We start from the raw sequence: 17698 nt of genomic DNA, 5'->3' as shown, positions 1-17698 counted from the left end.
CCCGAGGTTTGGCCCGGAGGTGCCGGTATGAAAAAAACCTCACGGATTTTGATTTTCCTGTTGATGAGCATGTTAGTCATCATCAGCGGGTGCATTGGCAACACCCCCTCATCCACGGGCACAAGCCCAACAACGAGCGAGAATCCAACGAGCAACAGGGGCGAGACGTCTGAGATAGAGATCTCGCCGACGGAAACTGGGAGTGAAACCGGAACCGAAACCCATACCGAGGCCGCAACGCAAACCGAAACCCAAACGGAAACCTCGACCGAAACCCCCGTCCAGAACGAGAGCCTCCAGTACGATGAGGACGGGAACGTTGTATGCGAGGGCGACGCAGACCCGGACCTCGGCTGTGAAGCCGGGGAGACCAACGAGAACGGAAGTGGACCGGGATTCTCCCTGGCAGGGGGCATAAACTTCACCCTTCAGCCGGTTATAAGGCCCGTTTACATGCTTACTATGAACTTCACCTACGTCGGACCGATTGGAAGCGAAGTCTTTGAGCCTAACGGCGAGAAAATAGAGCAGATCTCGATTATTACGCAGTCCACGAATCCCGGAAAGAACGTGAAGTTCACTATAACATTTGAAAACGAAAGCCTTGCGGCAGCATACGTCCACATTCCCTCGTTCATCGACATGTTCTCTGGCAAGAAGCACGTGTACGAGCCGACGGTCATAAAGTTCGACGAGGGGGATGAGTTTGGGAGAAACTGGGAGCTCCACCTCTACTCGACGGGCTCCACCCTCTATGAGCTAACCTCCAACGGTTCAATTGAGCTCCAGAGCGGTGAGGTGGAGCTCGACGGGAGGCGCGTGAGCTTCACCGTCGAAAACTTCTCTGAAATCTTTCCGGAGAAGGTTTACCTCAGAATCTACGGCAGAACGATAAACGATGACAACCCCAGCCTCACCTATCCGAGCGTTGGGAAGTTCGTGGTGGAGGCCGGAAGGGGCTGGATTGACTACTACTCGCCCGCCTGGTTCGGCCTTCCTGATGAGAACGTTGAACTCTACATGGAGGCGGGGGGCCACGACCTCCTCATGAGGCTCTACTTCAAGGACGAGAGAACCTACAACCTGATGATGCCCATCAAGGCCTTCATAGACAGCAGCGACAACGGTGAGGCGGACTGGATAGCCATAATAACCGCCAACGGCTACGAACTCAAAGACCGCTCCGGCAGCGTCTTCCGCTCGGGAGACGTGAAGGTTGAGCAGCTCGGGGACGGCAGGTTCATAGTAGAGTTCAATATCAGCAACTTCTTCTCCCTCGTCCCCTGGCGCTACTTCCGCCTCTGGTTCGCCCCCTCAATTGGCCTTGACCGCTTCCCATCGCACAGCAACATCTGGGTGAACGCGACCAACGGACTGAGCCTTGACAAGGACGTTGAGCGCTATCTGATCATCGTCGTCGAGGACGTTTACATAAAGGGCAACAAGGACAGCGCAGAGGGCGAGATACAGCTCGTCTCGTGGGCCTTCCCGGTTTACTGGGAGCACGAGAACGACCTCGACTGGGAATACGGACCGATTTATGCAGTCGGCTATCCAGCCAAGCGCTGGGTCGAGGCGAACGACCACAGCAGACTGCTCTACCACGACGAGAGGGCGATAAGCGTGAGCTATCCCTTCATCAACGGCTACCCGATTTTCGTCATGCCCCTCGATGAGGTCAAAAAATACAGAAAGGTTTACGTCCAAACCGCCGGCTGGGACTTGGACGACCCCGGTGAATACATCACCCTCGGCGTCGGCCTCCTGATTGACGCCGCCATCGGCCTCGCCACCGGAGAAATAGGAACCGCGATGAAGTACGGCTACAACGGCGTTATGTTCATCAACCAGCTCGTTACTGGCCAAGGTGCGGGCGAGTGGTGGGGATCAACGATAGTCAAAGACCTCGGTGGAGATCCCGACCCGGTCGGCTACAACGGTTATACGATAGACGCGAGAGGTAATTACCGCGACGGCGTTCTCGTTGAGATCTGGTCCGCCGACGGCAACATGAGGGTGACCTACCTCGTTCAGGAGGTTGAGGTCCCGAGGACGCTCCGCTACGACACGCTGAAAGCCTATCTCGATACGGTACAGTTCACAAAGGACACAGAGCTCGGAGACGACGAGTACTACCTCTACGCGAGCGCCTTCACCCATTTCGAGCCCCAGGAATACGCCGACGTGCCCGACATAACGAGGGAGGAAACCACCGCGATGGTTCCGGTTGAAGTGACCTACCGCTATCCGAAGGCTGGAGTCCTCTCCGGGAACAAGGTTACGGCCAGGCCTGAGATGCTGATTATAGAGCACGCGAGGGCAAATGTTCCCCTCCTCTACCTTGAGTACGCCGGCTGGGAAGAGGACGCAGGAAAGTGGGGCAACGACGACGACCCGATGGGCCAGGTGGCGATAACGATTCTCCTGGACGACGATTACTTCAACTGGGATTCCTTCTCTGGAATCCCCGAGAAGGAGTGGAGCATTGAATTCCCGAGCTGCGGAGTTTCCGGCGGCTGCTCAAAGGCCTGGTTCTGGGTGAGGATAAATGCCGACTGAGCCTTTCCTTCTTTTACCCAACAACCTTTAAACAGGAAAGCAAACCATTTTAAAGCCTAAGAACAATACCATACTTTGAGATGAGGAGAACAGTAACCATAAAACTCCAGCCGAGCAAAGAACAAGAGAAAACACTCTTCGAATTAGCTGACATTGGGGCTAAAGTTTGGAACCGAGTGAACTACTTGCGGAGGCAAGAATTCTTCGAGGGTAAGCCCGTTGACTTCCTCAAAACCGAGAAGATAGTTTATGAAGAGTTTAAGAAGGAAATCGGTTCTGCAACAGTCCAGCAAATTTGCAGGAAAAACGCCGAAAGCTGGAGAAGCTTCTTCTCCCTTTTGAGGAACAAAAGGGATGGCGAACTCCCCAAGTGGCTCAAGCCCAAACCACCGAACTACTTGAAGGACGATAGGAAGAGAAAACTCTTAATCGTCCTCAGGAAAGACCAATACAAGATTGAAGGCAACAAGTTAATCCTCAAAGGCCTCGGAAAATTCAAACACTTAGAAATCCAATTTAAAGGCAGAATACACTTAAAAAGCAAGCAAGGAAGATTAGAAATAACTTATGACCCCCCCGCTAAGCGGAAGTGGTATGCTCACATCAGCCTCACCGTCAAGGAGAAGTTAATCAACGACGAGTGGGTCAAAGTCCCACGACAACCCTTAGGAAACCTTTCAGCCGGAATAGACTTGGGGGTAAATAATTTAATGGCCGTCTATGTCGAGAATGGAGAAAGCTTTCTCGTCAATGGGAAACCATTGAAAGCCATAGACTTCTACTTTAGGAAGGTCATCGCTGAATACCAGTCAAAACTCAACAAATCTGGTTGTAAAAGGAGCAGGAAGCTTAGAAGAATGCACGAGAAGGCTAAACTCCAAGCGAGACACTACATTAATACCGCAGTAAGACAGACCCTCGAAAGGCTGTATCAGTTGGGTGTTGGCAGAATCGTCGTTGGCTATCCTAAGGGCATTAGTAGGAATTCTGAAAAAGGCAAGAGGCAGAATTTCATTCTCTCCCACGTGTGGCGTTTCAACACGGTGATTCAGCGTCTCAAAGAAGTGGCTGAGGAGTATGGTATTAGCGTTGTGGTTGTTAATGAGGCTTTCACGTCTAAGCTTTGCCCCGTCTGCGGGAAGCCCCACAATGGGGCGAGGTTTGTTAGGGGATTGTTTAAGTGTCCCGCAACGGGGCTTGTATTCAATGCGGATTTAGTTGGTGCTTTCAACATTTTGAGGAAGGTTGTGAAAACCATAACCCCGAGTCTGGGTGGGCTTTACGCTCAGAGGAGGGGTAATTGGGGGAAGACCGTCCCGGAGGGGTCGAAGACCCGCTTTTTAGTGGGTTTTAATGAGACCCCTCAAACCTCTCCGCCATTAGCGAGGGGTTAGGCAAACCCCCGCCCCTCACGGCGGGAAGGAGGTCAGATGGAGAACGGGGAGTTCAGCTGACTCCCCTTATTTTGGTTCCAGGTGAGCCCTCTTAACCTCAAGCACCCCAGAGTAGTTGCACTCGTTCCACTTCTTCTCGACCTCGTCGAATACTACTCTCGCCTTGAAGAACGGGGCGTCGCGAACGAATGTCTCGAACTCACCTCCTTCGCCGGCGACGTGAATCTTGTACTTCTCATGGAGCTTCACAAGTTCCTCAAGGGCTTTCTCGTTTATCCTCCTGCCAAGCCAGCTCTGGTCAAGGCCAAAAGCAGCCGTGCCGACCATGACGATGTCAAAAATCTCTATCAGCTCACGCATGTAGTCAACCGGATCGCGGTGCCAGGCCGGGGCGAAGCTCTCTATGCCAAGCTCCTCGGCAACCCGGTCAACGCGCTTCTTCTGATACTCGCTGGCCAAGGCGCCTGCAACTACCCCGTCTATCCTCAGCCCCTCAAGGACGACCTTCATGTCCTCGACTTCCCTCTCCTTCTCACCGCTGGTAAAGCCCTTAACAAGGGGAATTCCGATGGCTTTCGCTTGGAGCTCGGTGAGGTGGATGTTCTGCACGTGGTACATGTAGCTCTCGTCGCTCTCGCTGACCATGGAGACGAGGTATTTGACCTCGAACCCCTGCTCCAGCGCCCAGTGGAGGGCGTAGTTGGAATCTTTCCCACCGGAGTAGAGCACAGCGACGCGCATCTTCACCACCGTTCAGGTTATAGAAAGCAATAAAAGAGCTGCCTTAAAAGTTTAGTCCGTATGGGGAGGATAGAGACCAACGTTCCCCACCTCAAGATCAACCTCGGAGTGTGGCGGAAGCTCTACGCCCTGACTGGGGGGTACGTAGATAACATCGAAGACGTTAGCAGGGGCCATCTGTGGAGCGTTGGATTAAGTCCTGACTTCTGGGTAGTTATAGACGCTATGAAAAGCTGGAAGGTACCTTTCCATGTAGTTATGATTCTATGGGCACTGCGGGAGAGACAACTCGATAACGGCGGCTTTCTAAGACTTGGGGAGCTAAGCAGGTACGTTGAGACGGGGAGCGTTTACCGCTACGTTGAAATTGCCACTCTGGCAGGGGAGACGTTGAAAGATGATATCCACATGCGGAAAGCCATTGGCTGGCTTCTGGAGCACCAGTTAGGGGATGGCTCGTTTCCAACGCACGAGATGTCCAGCATCGGCGAGGTAGGAACAACAGGACGGGCGGTGAGGATTCTAGCAATGGCAATTGAGAATGAAGCGGGGCAATCCACTGAAAAGATACTCAAAGCTATCGAAAGGGCCCTAGCCTATCTAAAAGAGAGGCACCACCAGACAGGCAAGGATCTTGGTTGGTGGCCCCGAACCGAACGGGATAATGGGAGAGGCATAGTCGGAGCGTCTTCCCTTGCCGTCTTGGCAATCCTCAAGGTGAGGGAGCTCTCCAGGAGATTCCCCCTTGAGGTTCCCCTTGAAACCGTGGAGCCGACGTTAAGATGGCTTTTGAGGGAGTTCGAGGAAACGACCGGCTGGCCGGAATCCGCAGGTGAGGTCTCAAAAATAGACACAACGTTCTACGCTTCGTGGGCCCTGCTGTGGGCCTGGGAAAGCGGACTGCCCGTGGAGAAGGGGAAAGTCCGCTCAAAGATTCTCGATGCCTTTGAGGGACTTCACTATTTGACGAGAGATACCCTCTACGACACGAGCTTTGTACTCCGCTTTCTGGCGCTTCTGGTTCGGTACAGGCGTTTGCTTGGAATCGAAGAGGAGCGGTTGAGGGCGTTGATAAGAAAGTACCTCCACCGTTTAATGGGCGAAATCGGAAGAGTTTTCAAAAGTGATTCCGATACCTACCTCATGGAACTCGTCGGTATATCCCTCCTCGAAGCAAGCAAAGCTATGAAAGAGCTTGGCATGAACGATGAAGTTCAGGAACTCAGACGGTTTCCAGGTATGCCACCGAGCTTTATGTTAAAGGAGATACTTGAGAAGTCCAGCAACGCCAGCGACGTTCTCTACCTCCTGATTGGTCCAAAGACGAAGTGGAAATCCTTCGTGAGTCTCATCGACACTCTGGTGAAGATGGACATATTAACAACTCTTATCGGGGTTACCCTGGGTCTCCTTGTCATCATTAACGACTTCTCCGATGCGTTCTTTAAGGTGATGCTGTCCCCACACCCCCCTTCCGCGGGACTGCTGTCATTTCTCGTGGCGCTGATGCTAACCGTGGTTTGGATAGGGATAAAGGTGGTGCCCGAAAAATCGAGGCTTGAGGCGGTCATGAGCTACACCCTCGCCATGCTTGCGGCCTACCTCTACCTCAAAACCTTCCTGAAGGCGTCAGGTATTGAAGCGTCCCCAGATGCCTTTGCTTTCCTCAAGGTTCTGCTCCTGCTGGCAATAGTAATAGACGTCACCGTTAAACTTCTCGATACAGCCGTCTTCAGCAAAATACTGGGGGGATAACTTGTGATAGTCAATCTGCTCGGAACCGGAGGCTCTGAGGGCATTCCGAACTACCTGTGCAGATGTCCCGCCTGCCAGGAGGCCAGGAGGTTAGCCTTTGCGAGAAGAAAGCCCACCTCGATTTTGATTGTTTCTGAGGAAGGAACGACGATTTTGGTGGACGTTGGCTTTGACGTGACACCCTACGTGGGGGAAAGGATCGACGCCATACTGCTAACCCACTGGCACCATGACCACATAGCTGGACTCTTTAAGCTTCGCTGGACGTCGGAGAGGATAGAGCTCCACGCACCCTCAGGCAGTGCCAACAGGGAGATAGTAGAAAGTCCAAGGAACCTTCGAGTGGTTCTCCACGAGACGCCTCCAAGACTAAAAATCGGGGACATCAGGATAAGGGCTTTCCCCCTCAACCACAGCGTTCAGACCTTTGGATACCTCATAGAGGGCGGGAGCGGGACTCTAGCGGTGGTCTTTGATACGAAGGGTCTGCCACCCAAAAGCTTAGAGTTGCTGAAGAATGAGAGCCCCCACGTGGCACTTGTGGATGCAACCTTTTCCCCGGGTGTAAGCGATGAGAACCACAACAATATCGATGAGGCCATTGCCCTAGGTGAGAGGTTCGCTGAGCTAACTGTTCTGACCCACATAGCTCATCACAACCTGCCCTTCACGGAAGCGGTAAAATACGTCAGGGATAGAAGTGAACGGGCCGTTCTCTCTTACGACGGCATGGTTATCGTCATCTGATTTTTGCAAAAATTTCATAACCAAAAACTATTTAACTGTTGTAAAATATCTTAGGGCAACTGAGGAGGTGGAGAAAAATGGTGAAGGTTGTCATACTCGGACAGGGCTACGTTGCCAGCATCTTCGCGAGCGGCCTTGAGAAGATAAAGGCCGGAAAGATGGAGCCGTACGGAGTCCCCCTCGCCGAGGAGCTTCCAATCAAGATTAAGGATGTTGAGATCGTCGGTTCCTACGACGTCGATGCAAACAAGGTCGGAAAGGACCTCCATGAGGTCGTCAAGGCCTACGATCCGGAGGCGCCGGAGAGCCTCAAGGGCATCACCGTCAGGAAGGGAATACACCTCGGAAGCCTCAGGAACCTTCCGCTCGAGGCCACCGGGCTCGAAGAAGAGATGACCCTCAAGGAGGCCGTCGAGCACCTTGTGAACGAGTGGAAGGAACTCAAGGCAGAGGTCTTCATAAACGTCTGCACCACCGAGGCGTTCCAGCCCTTCGGAAGCAGGGAGGAGCTTGAGAAGGCCATCGAAGGGGACAACAGGGACAGGCTCACCGCGACTCAGGTCTACGCCTACGCGATAGCCCAGTACGCCAAGGAGGTTGGTGGAGCGGCCTTCGTCAACGCCATACCGACCCTCATAGCCAACGACCCGGCGTTCGTCGAGCTCGCCAAGGAGAGCAACATGGTCATCTTCGGCGACGACGGAGCCACCGGAGCCACCCCGCTCACCGCCGATGTCCTCAGCCACCTCGCCCAGAGGAACCGCTACGTTCTTGACATAGCCCAGTTCAATATCGGTGGAAACAACGACTTCCTAGCTCTCACCGACAAGGAGAGGAACAAGAGCAAGGAGTTCACCAAGAGCTCGGTCGTCAAGGAGCTTCTCGGCTACGACGCTCCGCACTACATCAAGCCGACCGGCTTCCTTGAGCCCCTCAACGACAAGAAGTTCATCGCCATGCACATCGAGTACATCAGCTTCAACGGCGCCCACGACGAGCTCGTCATCACCGGCAGGATAAACGACAGCCCTGCCCTCGCTGGTCTCCTCGTCGACCTCGCCAGACTTGGAAAGATAGCGGTCGAGAAGAAGGCTTTTGGAGCCGTTTACGAGGTCAACGCCTTCTACATGAAGAACCCGGGACCGAAGGAGAAGGGCAACATACCGCGCATCATCGCCCACGAGAAGATGAGGATCTGGGCGGGTCTGGAGCCGAGATGGCTCTGAGACCTTCCAACTTTCTCTAACAAACCTTTTAATCCCCTCTCGCCATATTATTCTTGGAGGGAAAAAGATGAGCTGGAAGAGGGGAGCCTATCCTGAGTTCACGCTTGAGGATGCCGTTGCGGTTCTGTTCATGCTCCGGAACCCGACCGGGAGGAAGGCCATATCCGAAGTTCTTGAGCTGGGTGAGGGCAGCGTCAGGACGCTTCTGAAGAAGCTCGGGAACCTTGAGGTCATAGCATCAACCCAGCGCGGCCACTCGCTCAACAAGAGAGGAATGGGGCTTCTTGAGGGGATTTCGAGGCATTTCTCAGAAGCCCGCCGTATAGGGGAGATTGAGGGCTACCCCGCATTCGCACTGACCGTGAGAGAGCCAGGGGAGTTCAAGAGTATCGAGCTCAGGGACGAGGCGATACGGTTCTTCGCAAAGGGTGCGATGATACTGGTAGTGAGGAACGGGGAGCCGGTCTTTCCGGAGGACGGAAGACCGCTGAGCGAGACCATGCCCGAGCTGGCGGAGAAGGTTAAGGAAGCGTTCAAGCTGGAGGACGGCGAGCTGGTGGTAATCACGTGGGCGGAGAAGGAAGCGAACGCCATGAAAAGCGCCTACCATGTGGCACTCTCCCTGAAGGAGGAGGTTCTTCCGGAGGAGATAAAGTCCCTCGTGAGGTGACGAAATGAGCGGGAGTGAAGACCGCAAACTAATCCTGGCCCTTGACGTGTACGAACGCGAGAGGGCGCTTGAGATAGCCGAGTGCACCGCCGATTACCTGTGGGCGGTGAAGGTTAACTGGCCGCTGATAGTCGGCTCGGGGTTGAGCATCATCACCGAACTCAAGCAGGTTACGGGGCTGCCGATAATAGCGGACCTCAAACTGGCCGACATCCCAAACACCAACCGGCTGATAGCGAGCAAAGTTTTCGAGGCCGGTGCCGACTACATCATAGCCCACGGCTTCCCCGGGAGCGACAGCGTTGGGGCCGTCATGGAGCTTGGGAAGACCATAATAGTTGTCGAGATGAGTCATCCGGGCGCGAAGGAGTTCATCCAGCCGGCCACAGACAAACTCATCGAACTGGCCAACGAACTTGAGCCCTTCGGCGTCATAGCTCCCGCCACCAGGCCCGAGCGCGTTTCGTACATACGCTCGAAGCTGAAGCCGGGAATCAAAATCCTCACCCCCGGCGTCGGTGCCCAGGGCGGCAGGGCGGGTGAGGTTTTAAAGGCAGGGGCGGACTACATAATAGTCGGTCGCTCAATCTACGCGAGCGAGAACCCGAGGGAAAGCGCCAGAATGCTGTACGAGGAGACGTTGGGGGTGTGAGAATGGAGCTGAAGGTCAAGCACCCGCTCAGCAAGAAGGAAGTGAAGGAGATAATCAGGGAGATGAGCGAGACTTTCGGCGAGGAGATAGCGGGGAAGATGCTGAACAGGAAGGACAAGGTTGAGGTCGCGGAATTCGATAAGACGACGGAGATACTCCTGGTTAACGGGAAGCCATTCTTCATAAGAAGGAAGGGACTCATCTTCCCGCTGGTTATAGCACTCTACGAGCTATCCAACGAGGAGGACCTGAGGGCGTGGCCCAGGCGCGTCGTGGTCGATGCCGGCGCCGTCCCGTTCGTCCTCAAGGGTGCGGACGTCATGGCCGCGGGGATAACGGACGCGACGAGAGCATCAGGGAGGGCGATTTCGTCTTCGTGGTCGAGGAGGACTACGGAAGGCCCCTCGCAATAGGCATAGCTCTGATGGACGGAAGGGCTATGAAGGAAAAACCCAAGGGGAAGGCAGTGAAGAACATTCACCACGCTAAGGACAGGATCTGGGAACTGACGGTGGGTTGATATGGACGGGGAAACGGAGGGGAGGAAAAGAATTCGCGTCCTCGTCGGCGGGGTTTTTGATCTCCTGCACATCGGCCATATTCACTTTTTAAGTCAGGCCAAGGCCCTGGGGGACGAACTGGTGGTTATAGTTGCCCACGACGAAACGGTGAGAAAACGGAAGCGCAGGGACCCCGTGAACACGGCGGAGGACAGGGCGGAACTTCTAAGGGCACTGAAGATGGTGGACGAGGTTTACATCGGCTCCCCTGGAGGTATAGATTACGAGCTGGTGCGCAGGATAGACCCGGACATCGTCGCGATAGGCCCTGACCAGGACTTCAACTGCGAGCGCCTTAAGGATGCTCTGAGGAACCATGGAATAGAAGCGGAGGTCATACGGATCCCCTACCTCTACAGGAGCGACAGGGCGAAGACGAGCAAAATAATTCAGAGGATAGTAGAGGCGTACTGTGACTGATTTCAGGGTGTTATTCCAGAGTCTGATTCGAGCAGATTATTCCATGGTTGCCGCTCGATGTCCATCCACTGGGAGTTGGGGCATGATTTGATCGGGCTTATTCAACGGGTGAATCTAGGCATCTGGGTTAACGTCAAAGTTTGAACCTGCCCATGTAATCCCGAAGGAACTCCGGGTCTTCCCTCCTCACGGCGCTCAGAAGCTCCTCGAACTTCTTCTCGCCCAGTGCCATTCTAAGGTAGTAGTAGAGGTTCACCGCATCTTCCACGATTATGCTCTGCCTCCTCCCCTCCTCGCCGTACAGCTCAATGAGCTTCCGGTTCATGTCCCTGCTTATGTAGAGGGTCTTCTGCATCTTTTCTTTCTTCATGTCCTTGGATTTCACAGCGCCCTTCTCATCCTTCTTCCTCGGCCTGGAAGGCCTCGTGAGCTCGTTAACGGAACCGTCGAAAAGCTTGGGAATTTTATCCTTCGACAAGCTCAACCACCTCACGGGCAAGCTTTGAAAAGGCCTTTGCGGCCCTTCCATCACCCTCGAACTCGAATATGCTAACCCCCTGGCTCTGAGCCTTCTCCAGGGCTATGGCCTTCGGGATGGTCGTCAGAATCGGGGCATCGGGGTAGGTCTCCTTGAGTTCCTTGAGGCGCATCTTTGGAACCTTCGTTTGACGCGTGAACTTGTTGGGAACCAGGCCGAGGAGTTTAAGGTTCTCGTTGGTTTCCTGACGTATCATACGCATCAAATTGAACATCAGCTGCATTCCTATGACGCCAAAATAGCTGAGCTCCAGAGGTATGAGCACGTAATCTGAGGCCGTCAGGGAGTTGACCAGGAAGATGCCCATGCTCGGCGGGTTGTCAATGAGAACGTAGTCGTAGTCCGGCAGAACAGGAAGGAGAGCCTTTTCAAGCCGCCTCTCACGGTTGTAGGTGTTGATGATCTCAATCTCCTTGGCCGAGAGATTCAGGTGGCTGGGTACCAGATGGAGGTTCTCCCGGACTTCCACTATGGTATTGTCGATGTCGCTCTCCCTCGTCATCAGCGTCCCCACGTTGCTGTCACCGTGCTGAAGGACGTCCATGCCTATAAGACCAAAAGTGAGGTTAAACTGGGGGTCTATGTCCACCACAAGAACCCTTCTGCCCATCGAGGAGAGAGCGTAGGCGAGGTTCATCGTCAGGGTGGTCTTTCCGACCCCGCCCTTCTGATTGGCTACGCTAATAACCACTGCCATAGAACCACCTGTGCCCAAATGATAAGGGAAGAAATTCAGGCAATATCCAGGAAGTCGTCGAGAACCCTCTTCGCGTAGGGCGGAAGCTCCCTCTCCTTCTTCTCAGGTCTGCCCGATATCATGTTGAGTATCCTGTCGAAATCGCCCTCTTTGGACTTGAACGGCTTGACCGGCTGTGTGGTGATTATGTTGTCCTTCATCGATGAGCCGACCTGGAGGGCGTGCTCGCCGCCCAGGATGTGCGGGCTTTTAACGCCGGTCATGATGACCATTGCCCTGACGACCTTGCCCATATCTTCATCGATCCTAGCACCCCACTTAATCTCACTCTTCTCGCCGAGCTTCTCGTAGACAATGTTCATTGCGTCGTTTATCTCGCCGAGGCTTACGTCCGGCCCAACGGTGAAGTGAACCAGTGCCCTGTCACCGCTGCCGTACTCAACCTCGAGCATCTTGTTCTCAAGGGCGTTCTTGACGGCATCGACTGCCCTGTTGCTGGAGTCGCTCTCGCCGATTCCTATCAGAGCCGCACCGCCGTTGTGCATGACGCTGTAAACGTCGGCGAAGTCGATGTTGACCATGGACGGGAGCTTTATGGTCTCGGTGATGCCCTTGACCATCCTGGCTATTATCTCGTCGGCGAAGCGGAAGGCCGCGTTTATCGGAAGCTTCGGAACGAGCTTGAGGAGCTTGTCGTTCTCGATTATGATGACGGTGTCGGAGTAGTACATGAGGGCCTTTATGCCCGCCTTGGCTTTCTCAATCCTTATCTTACCCTCGTTCTTGAACGGGTAGGTTACAACGCTGACGACGAGCGGTTCCCTAAAGCGACCGTTGTGCCTAGCACGCTCCTTTATGACCTTGGCAACAACGGGAGCAGCGCCCGTACCGGTGCCGTTACCCATACCAGCGGTTATGAACACAAGATCGGCGTCACCGATGGTCTCGGCAATCTCATGGGCGCTCGCCTCGGCGGCGCGGTAACCTATCTCCGGATTTCCGCCCGAGCCCTTGCCCTGCGTTATCTCCTTACCGAGGAGAAGCTTCCTGTGAGCTTTCGTCCTGGCAAGGTGCTGGGCGTCAGTGTTCATGGCTATGAGCTCCGCGCCCTGGACGCCAAGCTCGTAGAGTCTGGTTATCGTGTTGTTTCCAGAACCGCCAACACCGACGATGACGATCTTTATGAGATCCTCCAGGTTCTCGTCGGAGAACCCATCAACCTGCGCTGCTCTCGGCCCATCGTCCAGATCGAGTTTTATTCCGGCCTGTTCTAAGAGTTTAAATACCATTGCCCCAACCCCCAATTTAGGTTTGACTATTGCGGGATTTTGATTTTAACATTGATTTCAGCGGCTTATTTTAGGATGTACTCAGGCGTTGAGCGTTCTCCCGTCTCAAGCTGATAAAGCTCCTTCTTCAAAAGCTCGCGGATGGCCTCTCTGATTATCTCACTCCTGTTGGGATAGACTCCCTTTCTAACGAGCTGATCCATGGCGTTGATCAGTCCCTGAGGGAGCTGTACACTGATGATACGCATTTTGGTCATCCCTGCACCACCCAGTTCAGCAAGCCGCTGGGATAAATAGTGATTTAATTAGTTAAATACTTTGCGCTTACTTAATATTATCATGATAATATGATTTTCAAAAAATTTTTTGAAAATCTTGGATTTACGAAAAATTCATAAATAACCCCATAGGAAGGGCTCAGAAAGGGTTTTAACGTCGAAGAATCCACCGGGGATGGGGTGGCCCGATGAAAGAAATAACGGAAAATCTCCACATCACGAAAATATTCGTAAAAAATGCCGGGGAACTCATACCCTTGATAGGCGGTGACTTTCAGATAGTGAACGGCGAATGCTGGGAAGAAGTGGCGTTTGCGGCGCTTTTAGCGCTCCGTTCATTTGAGAGGGGCACCAACCATGCCAGAACCCTCGGCGGCGAACTCCTCCTCCGCCTCGCCGGAACACTCCAGATAAAAGATGCAATAGCAAAGCACGGCGTCAGGGATGGAGAGAATTACCTGGTGGTCTTTGGAAGCCGCAATAGGGCAGGGGGGATTCTTGCGGAGCTGAACCTGGAGGAGCTGCCCATGACCGACTGCGGGGCAGAAAAATCGAAAAGATTTTTTGAAAAGGCGGCTCTCGTTGAAGTTTTATAGGCAGCCAATGGCCATTCACGTGCTTTATGGTGGATAGGTTTATAAAATCCCTCCATCATTCCCGACTGCCTGAGGTGATGTCCTCATGAGATATAAAAAACGCAAATACTTCCTTGCGGGCAGAATAAACCTCATCCAGCGCTCAAAGATTAGGGAGCTCTTCGAAAAGGCAAAGAAGATGGAAAACGTTATCTCCCTTGGAATAGGAGAGCCAGATTTTGACACCCCCGACGTCATAAAGGAGGCCGCGAAGAGGGCGATAGATGAGGGATACACCCACTACACCCCCAACGCGGGCATCCCCGAGTTCCGTGAAGCGATAGCTGAGTACTACAAGACCCACTACAAGGTTGATATCTCCCCCAATGATATAATCGTCACCGCGGGTGCCTACGAGGCCACCTACCTCGCGTTCCAGACCCTTCTGGAGCAGGACGATGACGTTATCATTCCAGACCCGGCCTTCGTCTGCTATGTTGAAGACGCAAAGATCGCCGAGGCCGGCATCCTGAGGATACCCCTCCGCGAAGAGAACGAGTTCCAGATCGACCCCGATGAGCTTGTTGAGGCCATAACCAAGAGAACGAGAATGCTCGTTATCAACTATCCAAACAACCCCACCGGTGCAGTTCTTAAAAAGAAGACGGTGAAGGCCATAGCGGACATAGCGGAGGATTACAACCTCTACATCCTGAGCGACGAGCCCTACGAGCACTTCCTGTACGAGGGGGCGAAGCACTACCCGATGATCAAATACGCCCCGGACAACACGATTCTGGCGAACAGCTTCTCCAAGACCTTTGCCATGACCGGCTGGCGCCTCGGCTTCACCATAGCACCCACCCAGGTTATCAGGGACATGATAAAGCTCCACGCCTACGTCATTGGAAACGTCACGTCCTTCATTCAGATAGCAGGAATCACCGCCCTCCGCGACAAGCGCAGCTGGGAGGCCCTTGATGCAATGCGCCAGACCTACGCGGAGAGGAGGAAGCTGGTTCTCCACCACCTCAGCAAGATGCCCCACATCACGCCGTTCAGACCGAAGGGCGCCTTCTACCTCTGGGCCAAGATCGACCCAGAGCTCGGGATGAGCAGCGAGGACTTCGCAGACTGGCTCCTCGAGAACGCCGGCGTTGTCGTCATACCCGGAACAGCCTTCGGCAAGGCCGGAGAGGGCTGGATAAGGATAAGCTACGCCACAAAGAAGAGCCAGCTCACAGAGGCAATGGAGAGAATGAACGAGGCACTTTCAAAGCTTTGAGGGAGGCGCGATGGACGGCATCCTCGCCATATTCTTTGCCATTTTCCTGGCGGAGCTGGGAGACAAGACCCAGCTAGCAACCATGGCCTTCGCGGCTAAATACGGGTGGAAGGTAGCGTTTGTGGGGGCCATTCTGGGCCTGGCCGCCGTGAACCTCATCGGTGCGGTTCTCGGCGACAAGCTCGGCGACTTCATTCCCCTCGAACTGGTCCACAAGTTCGCAGGGGCGCTCTTCATAGTATTTGGCATCTTGATGCTGTTTGGAAAGCTATAAGGAGGGAGACCCATGGAGAAAAGATGGATTACCGTGCTTCTAAACACGCTCGTCGTCGCGGCGGGCTTTGGAACCATGCACATGCTTGAAAAGTTCGCGGGGATTGTGATAGACCACTACGGTATAACCGAAGCGGCCATGGGCTACCAGCAGACCGCTTACGTCGTCGGTCTGTTCGTTGCGTTCCTCCTCGGTGGGACGAGCCTGTTCAAGGGCTCCTTCAAGAGGAGCGTTGCCCTTATAATCAGCTTCGCGGCGATACCGCAGTTGCTGATTCCGTTCATGCCGAGCTGGGGTGGAGTTGTGGCGCTCCGCTTCTTCCAAGGTTTCATAGTCGCGCTCATAGCTGTCTTCAGCAACCAGATTGGAAGGCTCTTCGTCGCCGAGAGGCCCTTTGCCAAGGGCATAATCCTCTCAGGCATATTCTGGGGTGGAATCTATGGCATAAACCTCGCCAAATGGGCCTCCCACAACTACTCTGATTGGGGAGCCGTCAAGGTTGCGTTCCTCGTTTCGGCCGTTGTAATGTACGCTGTGCTTGCCCTCTGGTGGCTCTTCATTGAGGACTTCGAGATTCCAAAGGGGAAGCACTCCTCAGGCTCAAACGTCTGGAAGATGCCCTTCACTTGGGTCTTCGGCTTTACGTTCTTTCCCGCACTCTGGATAATCTTTACCCTCGGCTCATTCACGCTCCACAACGTCAAATTCAGCGATGCCCAGGTTGCGAACCTTGTTATGACGCTCGAGGTCTCAATGGCACTCTGGTCCATAATAATGGGCTACCTCGGCTACCGCCTCTCAGTCAAGAACACCAGCAACAGAGGTCTCTTCAAGGCCATAGTAAGCGTCATGACGCTCTCCTACGCGGTGACCTTTGCGGGAATCTTCATCGTCTGGAAGGCAATCTCGGCGAACGACTACACACTGGCACTCCTAGGAATCGCGATTACCGGAATAGTCCAGGGAACTGGACCTGCCTTCTGGACGACGGCACCGGCAACGTACCCGAAGAAAATCTATCCGGAGGCCAGCTTCGCCCTCGGCCTCATCTCCAACTCCGCCAACGCAGTGGCCCCCAACGTAATGTTCGTCCTCGTCCACGGCGTGACTACGGGGATGCTGATATACCTCAGCATGGCAATCCTCGGAGTCCTTCTGCTCCTTGCCTCGGCAAGGATGAAGCTCCCCGTGGAGGAGCTCGGCGATGCGGCCTAAGCCCCTCGTCGTTTCTTTCTTTACATTCCTCGCGGTTTTCTTCTACGGCATAGCCGCGATGAGTTTCGGGGAGAGGTACACGTTTTTTGGCTACATCCTCGTTGGGAGCGTGCACCTGCTCTTCGCCTACGGGGTTTGGGTGGGACACGAGACAATCGTGGACCTCTCGGCGTACATAGCCCTCCTGGACCTGCTCTTTGGACTCCTCTGGGTGATGGTGGGACTGTCCCTTCCGGCGGCAACGCTGACCCTCCTCTCGGCGCTGATCCTCTTCGTCCTGATGGATGAAGACGTAAGAATCGAGCTCAAACTGCCGTGAGCAAGCTTTGCTTGCGCAAAGCTTGACCAAAGAAACTTTGCAAAGCAAAGTTTCATCTTTCATCAAGTTTGTGATTCTTCCCCCTAAAGTGCAGTTGAAGGGAGTTTGCACTACCAAACTGCCATTTTAAGCTGGAATTCGCATTTCACAAGCATCAAAACGTGGGTTTGACTCCAAAAGCGCTCCACAGGAGCGCGGGAGAAGTAAACCCACTCAAACAAAGCAACTTCAAAAGGAATTGCCCACTAAACCCCCACTCAAAAATGCAAACCCTCTCAAAAGAGCACTTCACAAAAGAATCACCAACCTTGATCAAACTCAACGGGACTATCGTCCCGTGCGTTGAAGCAGAGCTTCAACGTCGCGCAGGCAAAGTTTCTGTGGTGCGGGGGACGGGATTTGAACCCGCGAACCCCTACGGGACGGGACCCTAAATCCCGCGCCTTTGGCCAGGCTCGGCAACCCCCGCGCGGATTGAACTTCTCCCCGGCGCTTTAAAAACTT

18 protein-coding genes, 1 tRNA gene and 1 pseudogene are annotated in these 17698 nt (G+C 54.0%); 14 read left to right on the top strand and 6 right to left on the bottom strand.

What is annotated here, in order from left to right; all coding sequences use genetic code 11:
• The first annotated feature begins 27 nt into the window (after positions 1-27).
• Together APY94_RS05845 and APY94_RS05840 are read left to right on the top strand one after the other, a co-directional pair.
• Positions 28-2559, top strand: a complete 2532-nt coding sequence (locus APY94_RS05845; RefSeq protein WP_058938739.1) for a hypothetical protein — start codon at positions 28-30, stop codon at positions 2557-2559.
• Between the two features lie 80 nt (positions 2560-2639).
• Entirely contained in the window at positions 2640-3953 is a 1314-nt protein-coding gene (locus APY94_RS05840; RefSeq protein WP_058938738.1) for an RNA-guided endonuclease InsQ/TnpB family protein, read from the top strand.
• Positions 3954-4019: 66 nt separating this feature from the next.
• Here APY94_RS05840 and APY94_RS05835 read toward each other — a convergent pair whose 3' ends face one another.
• A complete protein-coding gene (locus tag APY94_RS05835) occupies positions 4020-4694 on the bottom strand; it encodes a diphthine--ammonia ligase (RefSeq protein WP_058938737.1) in 675 nt (224 codons plus the stop codon).
• Between the two features lie 60 nt (positions 4695-4754).
• Here APY94_RS05835 and APY94_RS05830 point away from each other — a divergent pair, with 60 nt between their 5' ends.
• From APY94_RS05830 to APY94_RS05800, 7 genes and pseudogenes are all read left to right on the top strand, one after another.
• Positions 4755-6449, top strand: a complete 1695-nt coding sequence (locus APY94_RS05830; protein WP_058938736.1) for a prenyltransferase/squalene oxidase repeat-containing protein — start codon at positions 4755-4757, stop codon at positions 6447-6449.
• Between the two features lie 3 nt (positions 6450-6452).
• Positions 6453-7196 (top strand): MBL fold metallo-hydrolase, encoded by a 744-nt coding sequence (locus APY94_RS05825; RefSeq protein ID WP_058938735.1) that lies wholly within the window; start codon positions 6453-6455, stop codon positions 7194-7196.
• A gap of 77 nt (positions 7197-7273) precedes the next feature.
• The gene (locus tag APY94_RS05820) at positions 7274-8422 is read left to right on the top strand and encodes an inositol-3-phosphate synthase (protein ID WP_058938734.1); all 1149 of its coding nucleotides are present in this window, start codon (positions 7274-7276) and stop codon (positions 8420-8422) included.
• 67 nt (positions 8423-8489) lie between these two features.
• Positions 8490-9092, top strand: a complete 603-nt coding sequence (locus tag APY94_RS05815; RefSeq protein ID WP_058938733.1) for a DUF4443 domain-containing protein — start codon at positions 8490-8492, stop codon at positions 9090-9092.
• Between the two features lie 4 nt (positions 9093-9096).
• Positions 9097-9744 carry an orotidine-5'-phosphate decarboxylase gene (pyrF, locus tag APY94_RS05810; protein WP_058938732.1) on the top strand — a complete coding sequence of 216 codons (648 nt, stop codon included), beginning with the start codon at positions 9097-9099 and terminating at the stop codon, positions 9742-9744.
• Between the two features lie 2 nt (positions 9745-9746).
• Positions 9747-10264: pseudogene (locus tag APY94_RS05805) on the top strand (RNA-binding protein).
• Position 10265: 1 nt separating this feature from the next.
• Positions 10266-10724 carry an adenylyltransferase/cytidyltransferase family protein gene (locus tag APY94_RS05800; RefSeq protein WP_058938731.1) on the top strand — a complete coding sequence of 153 codons (459 nt, stop codon included), beginning with the start codon at positions 10266-10268 and terminating at the stop codon, positions 10722-10724.
• 133 nt (positions 10725-10857) lie between these two features.
• Here the strand turns inward: APY94_RS05800 and APY94_RS05795 are convergent, their stop codons facing one another.
• From APY94_RS05795 to APY94_RS05780, 4 genes are all read right to left on the bottom strand, one after another.
• Positions 10858-11202: a CopG family transcriptional regulator gene (locus APY94_RS05795; protein WP_211259701.1), complete on the bottom strand. Its 345-nt coding sequence runs from the start codon at positions 11200-11202 to the stop codon at positions 10858-10860.
• Positions 11189-11959 carry a ParA family protein gene (locus APY94_RS05790; protein WP_058938729.1) on the bottom strand — a complete coding sequence of 257 codons (771 nt, stop codon included), beginning with the start codon at positions 11957-11959 and terminating at the stop codon, positions 11189-11191. The genes APY94_RS05795 and APY94_RS05790 overlap by 14 nt, the downstream gene beginning before the upstream one ends.
• Before the next feature lie 35 nt (positions 11960-11994).
• Complete coding sequence (ftsZ, locus tag APY94_RS05785; RefSeq protein ID WP_058938728.1) at positions 11995-13248, bottom strand: cell division protein FtsZ; 1254 nt, start codon at positions 13246-13248, stop codon at positions 11995-11997.
• A 65-nt stretch (positions 13249-13313) separates the two neighbouring features.
• Positions 13314-13505: a ribbon-helix-helix domain-containing protein gene (locus tag APY94_RS05780; RefSeq protein ID WP_058938727.1), complete on the bottom strand. Its 192-nt coding sequence runs from the start codon at positions 13503-13505 to the stop codon at positions 13314-13316.
• Positions 13506-13714: 209 nt separating this feature from the next.
• Between APY94_RS05780 and cgi121 the strand changes: the two genes are divergently transcribed.
• From cgi121 to APY94_RS05755, 5 genes are all read left to right on the top strand, one after another.
• On the top strand, positions 13715-14122 hold the full coding sequence (gene cgi121, locus APY94_RS05775) for a KEOPS complex subunit Cgi121 (RefSeq protein ID WP_058938726.1): 408 nt from the start codon (positions 13715-13717) through the stop codon (positions 14120-14122).
• Positions 14123-14207: 85 nt separating this feature from the next.
• Positions 14208-15386, top strand: coding sequence for a pyridoxal phosphate-dependent aminotransferase (locus APY94_RS05770; RefSeq protein ID WP_058938725.1), 1179 nt, complete (start codon positions 14208-14210; stop codon positions 15384-15386).
• A 10-nt stretch (positions 15387-15396) separates the two neighbouring features.
• Complete coding sequence (locus APY94_RS05765; protein WP_058938724.1) at positions 15397-15660, top strand: TMEM165/GDT1 family protein; 264 nt, start codon at positions 15397-15399, stop codon at positions 15658-15660.
• A gap of 12 nt (positions 15661-15672) precedes the next feature.
• Positions 15673-16875 (top strand): MFS transporter, encoded by a 1203-nt coding sequence (locus APY94_RS05760; protein ID WP_058938723.1) that lies wholly within the window; start codon positions 15673-15675, stop codon positions 16873-16875.
• Entirely contained in the window at positions 16865-17194 is a 330-nt protein-coding gene (locus tag APY94_RS05755; RefSeq protein ID WP_058938722.1) for a hypothetical protein, read from the top strand. The genes APY94_RS05760 and APY94_RS05755 overlap by 11 nt, the downstream gene beginning before the upstream one ends.
• A gap of 381 nt (positions 17195-17575) precedes the next feature.
• Here APY94_RS05755 and APY94_RS05750 read toward each other — a convergent pair.
• Positions 17576-17663, bottom strand: a tRNA-Leu gene (locus tag APY94_RS05750).
• Positions 17664-17698: the final 35 nt, after the last annotated feature.

The organism is Thermococcus celericrescens, assembly GCF_001484195.1.
Classification (GTDB): Archaea; Methanobacteriota_B; Thermococci; order Thermococcales; family Thermococcaceae; genus Thermococcus; species Thermococcus celericrescens.
Note: the sequence above shows the minus strand (reverse complement) of the source record. Positions and strands in the feature narration are given on the sequence as shown.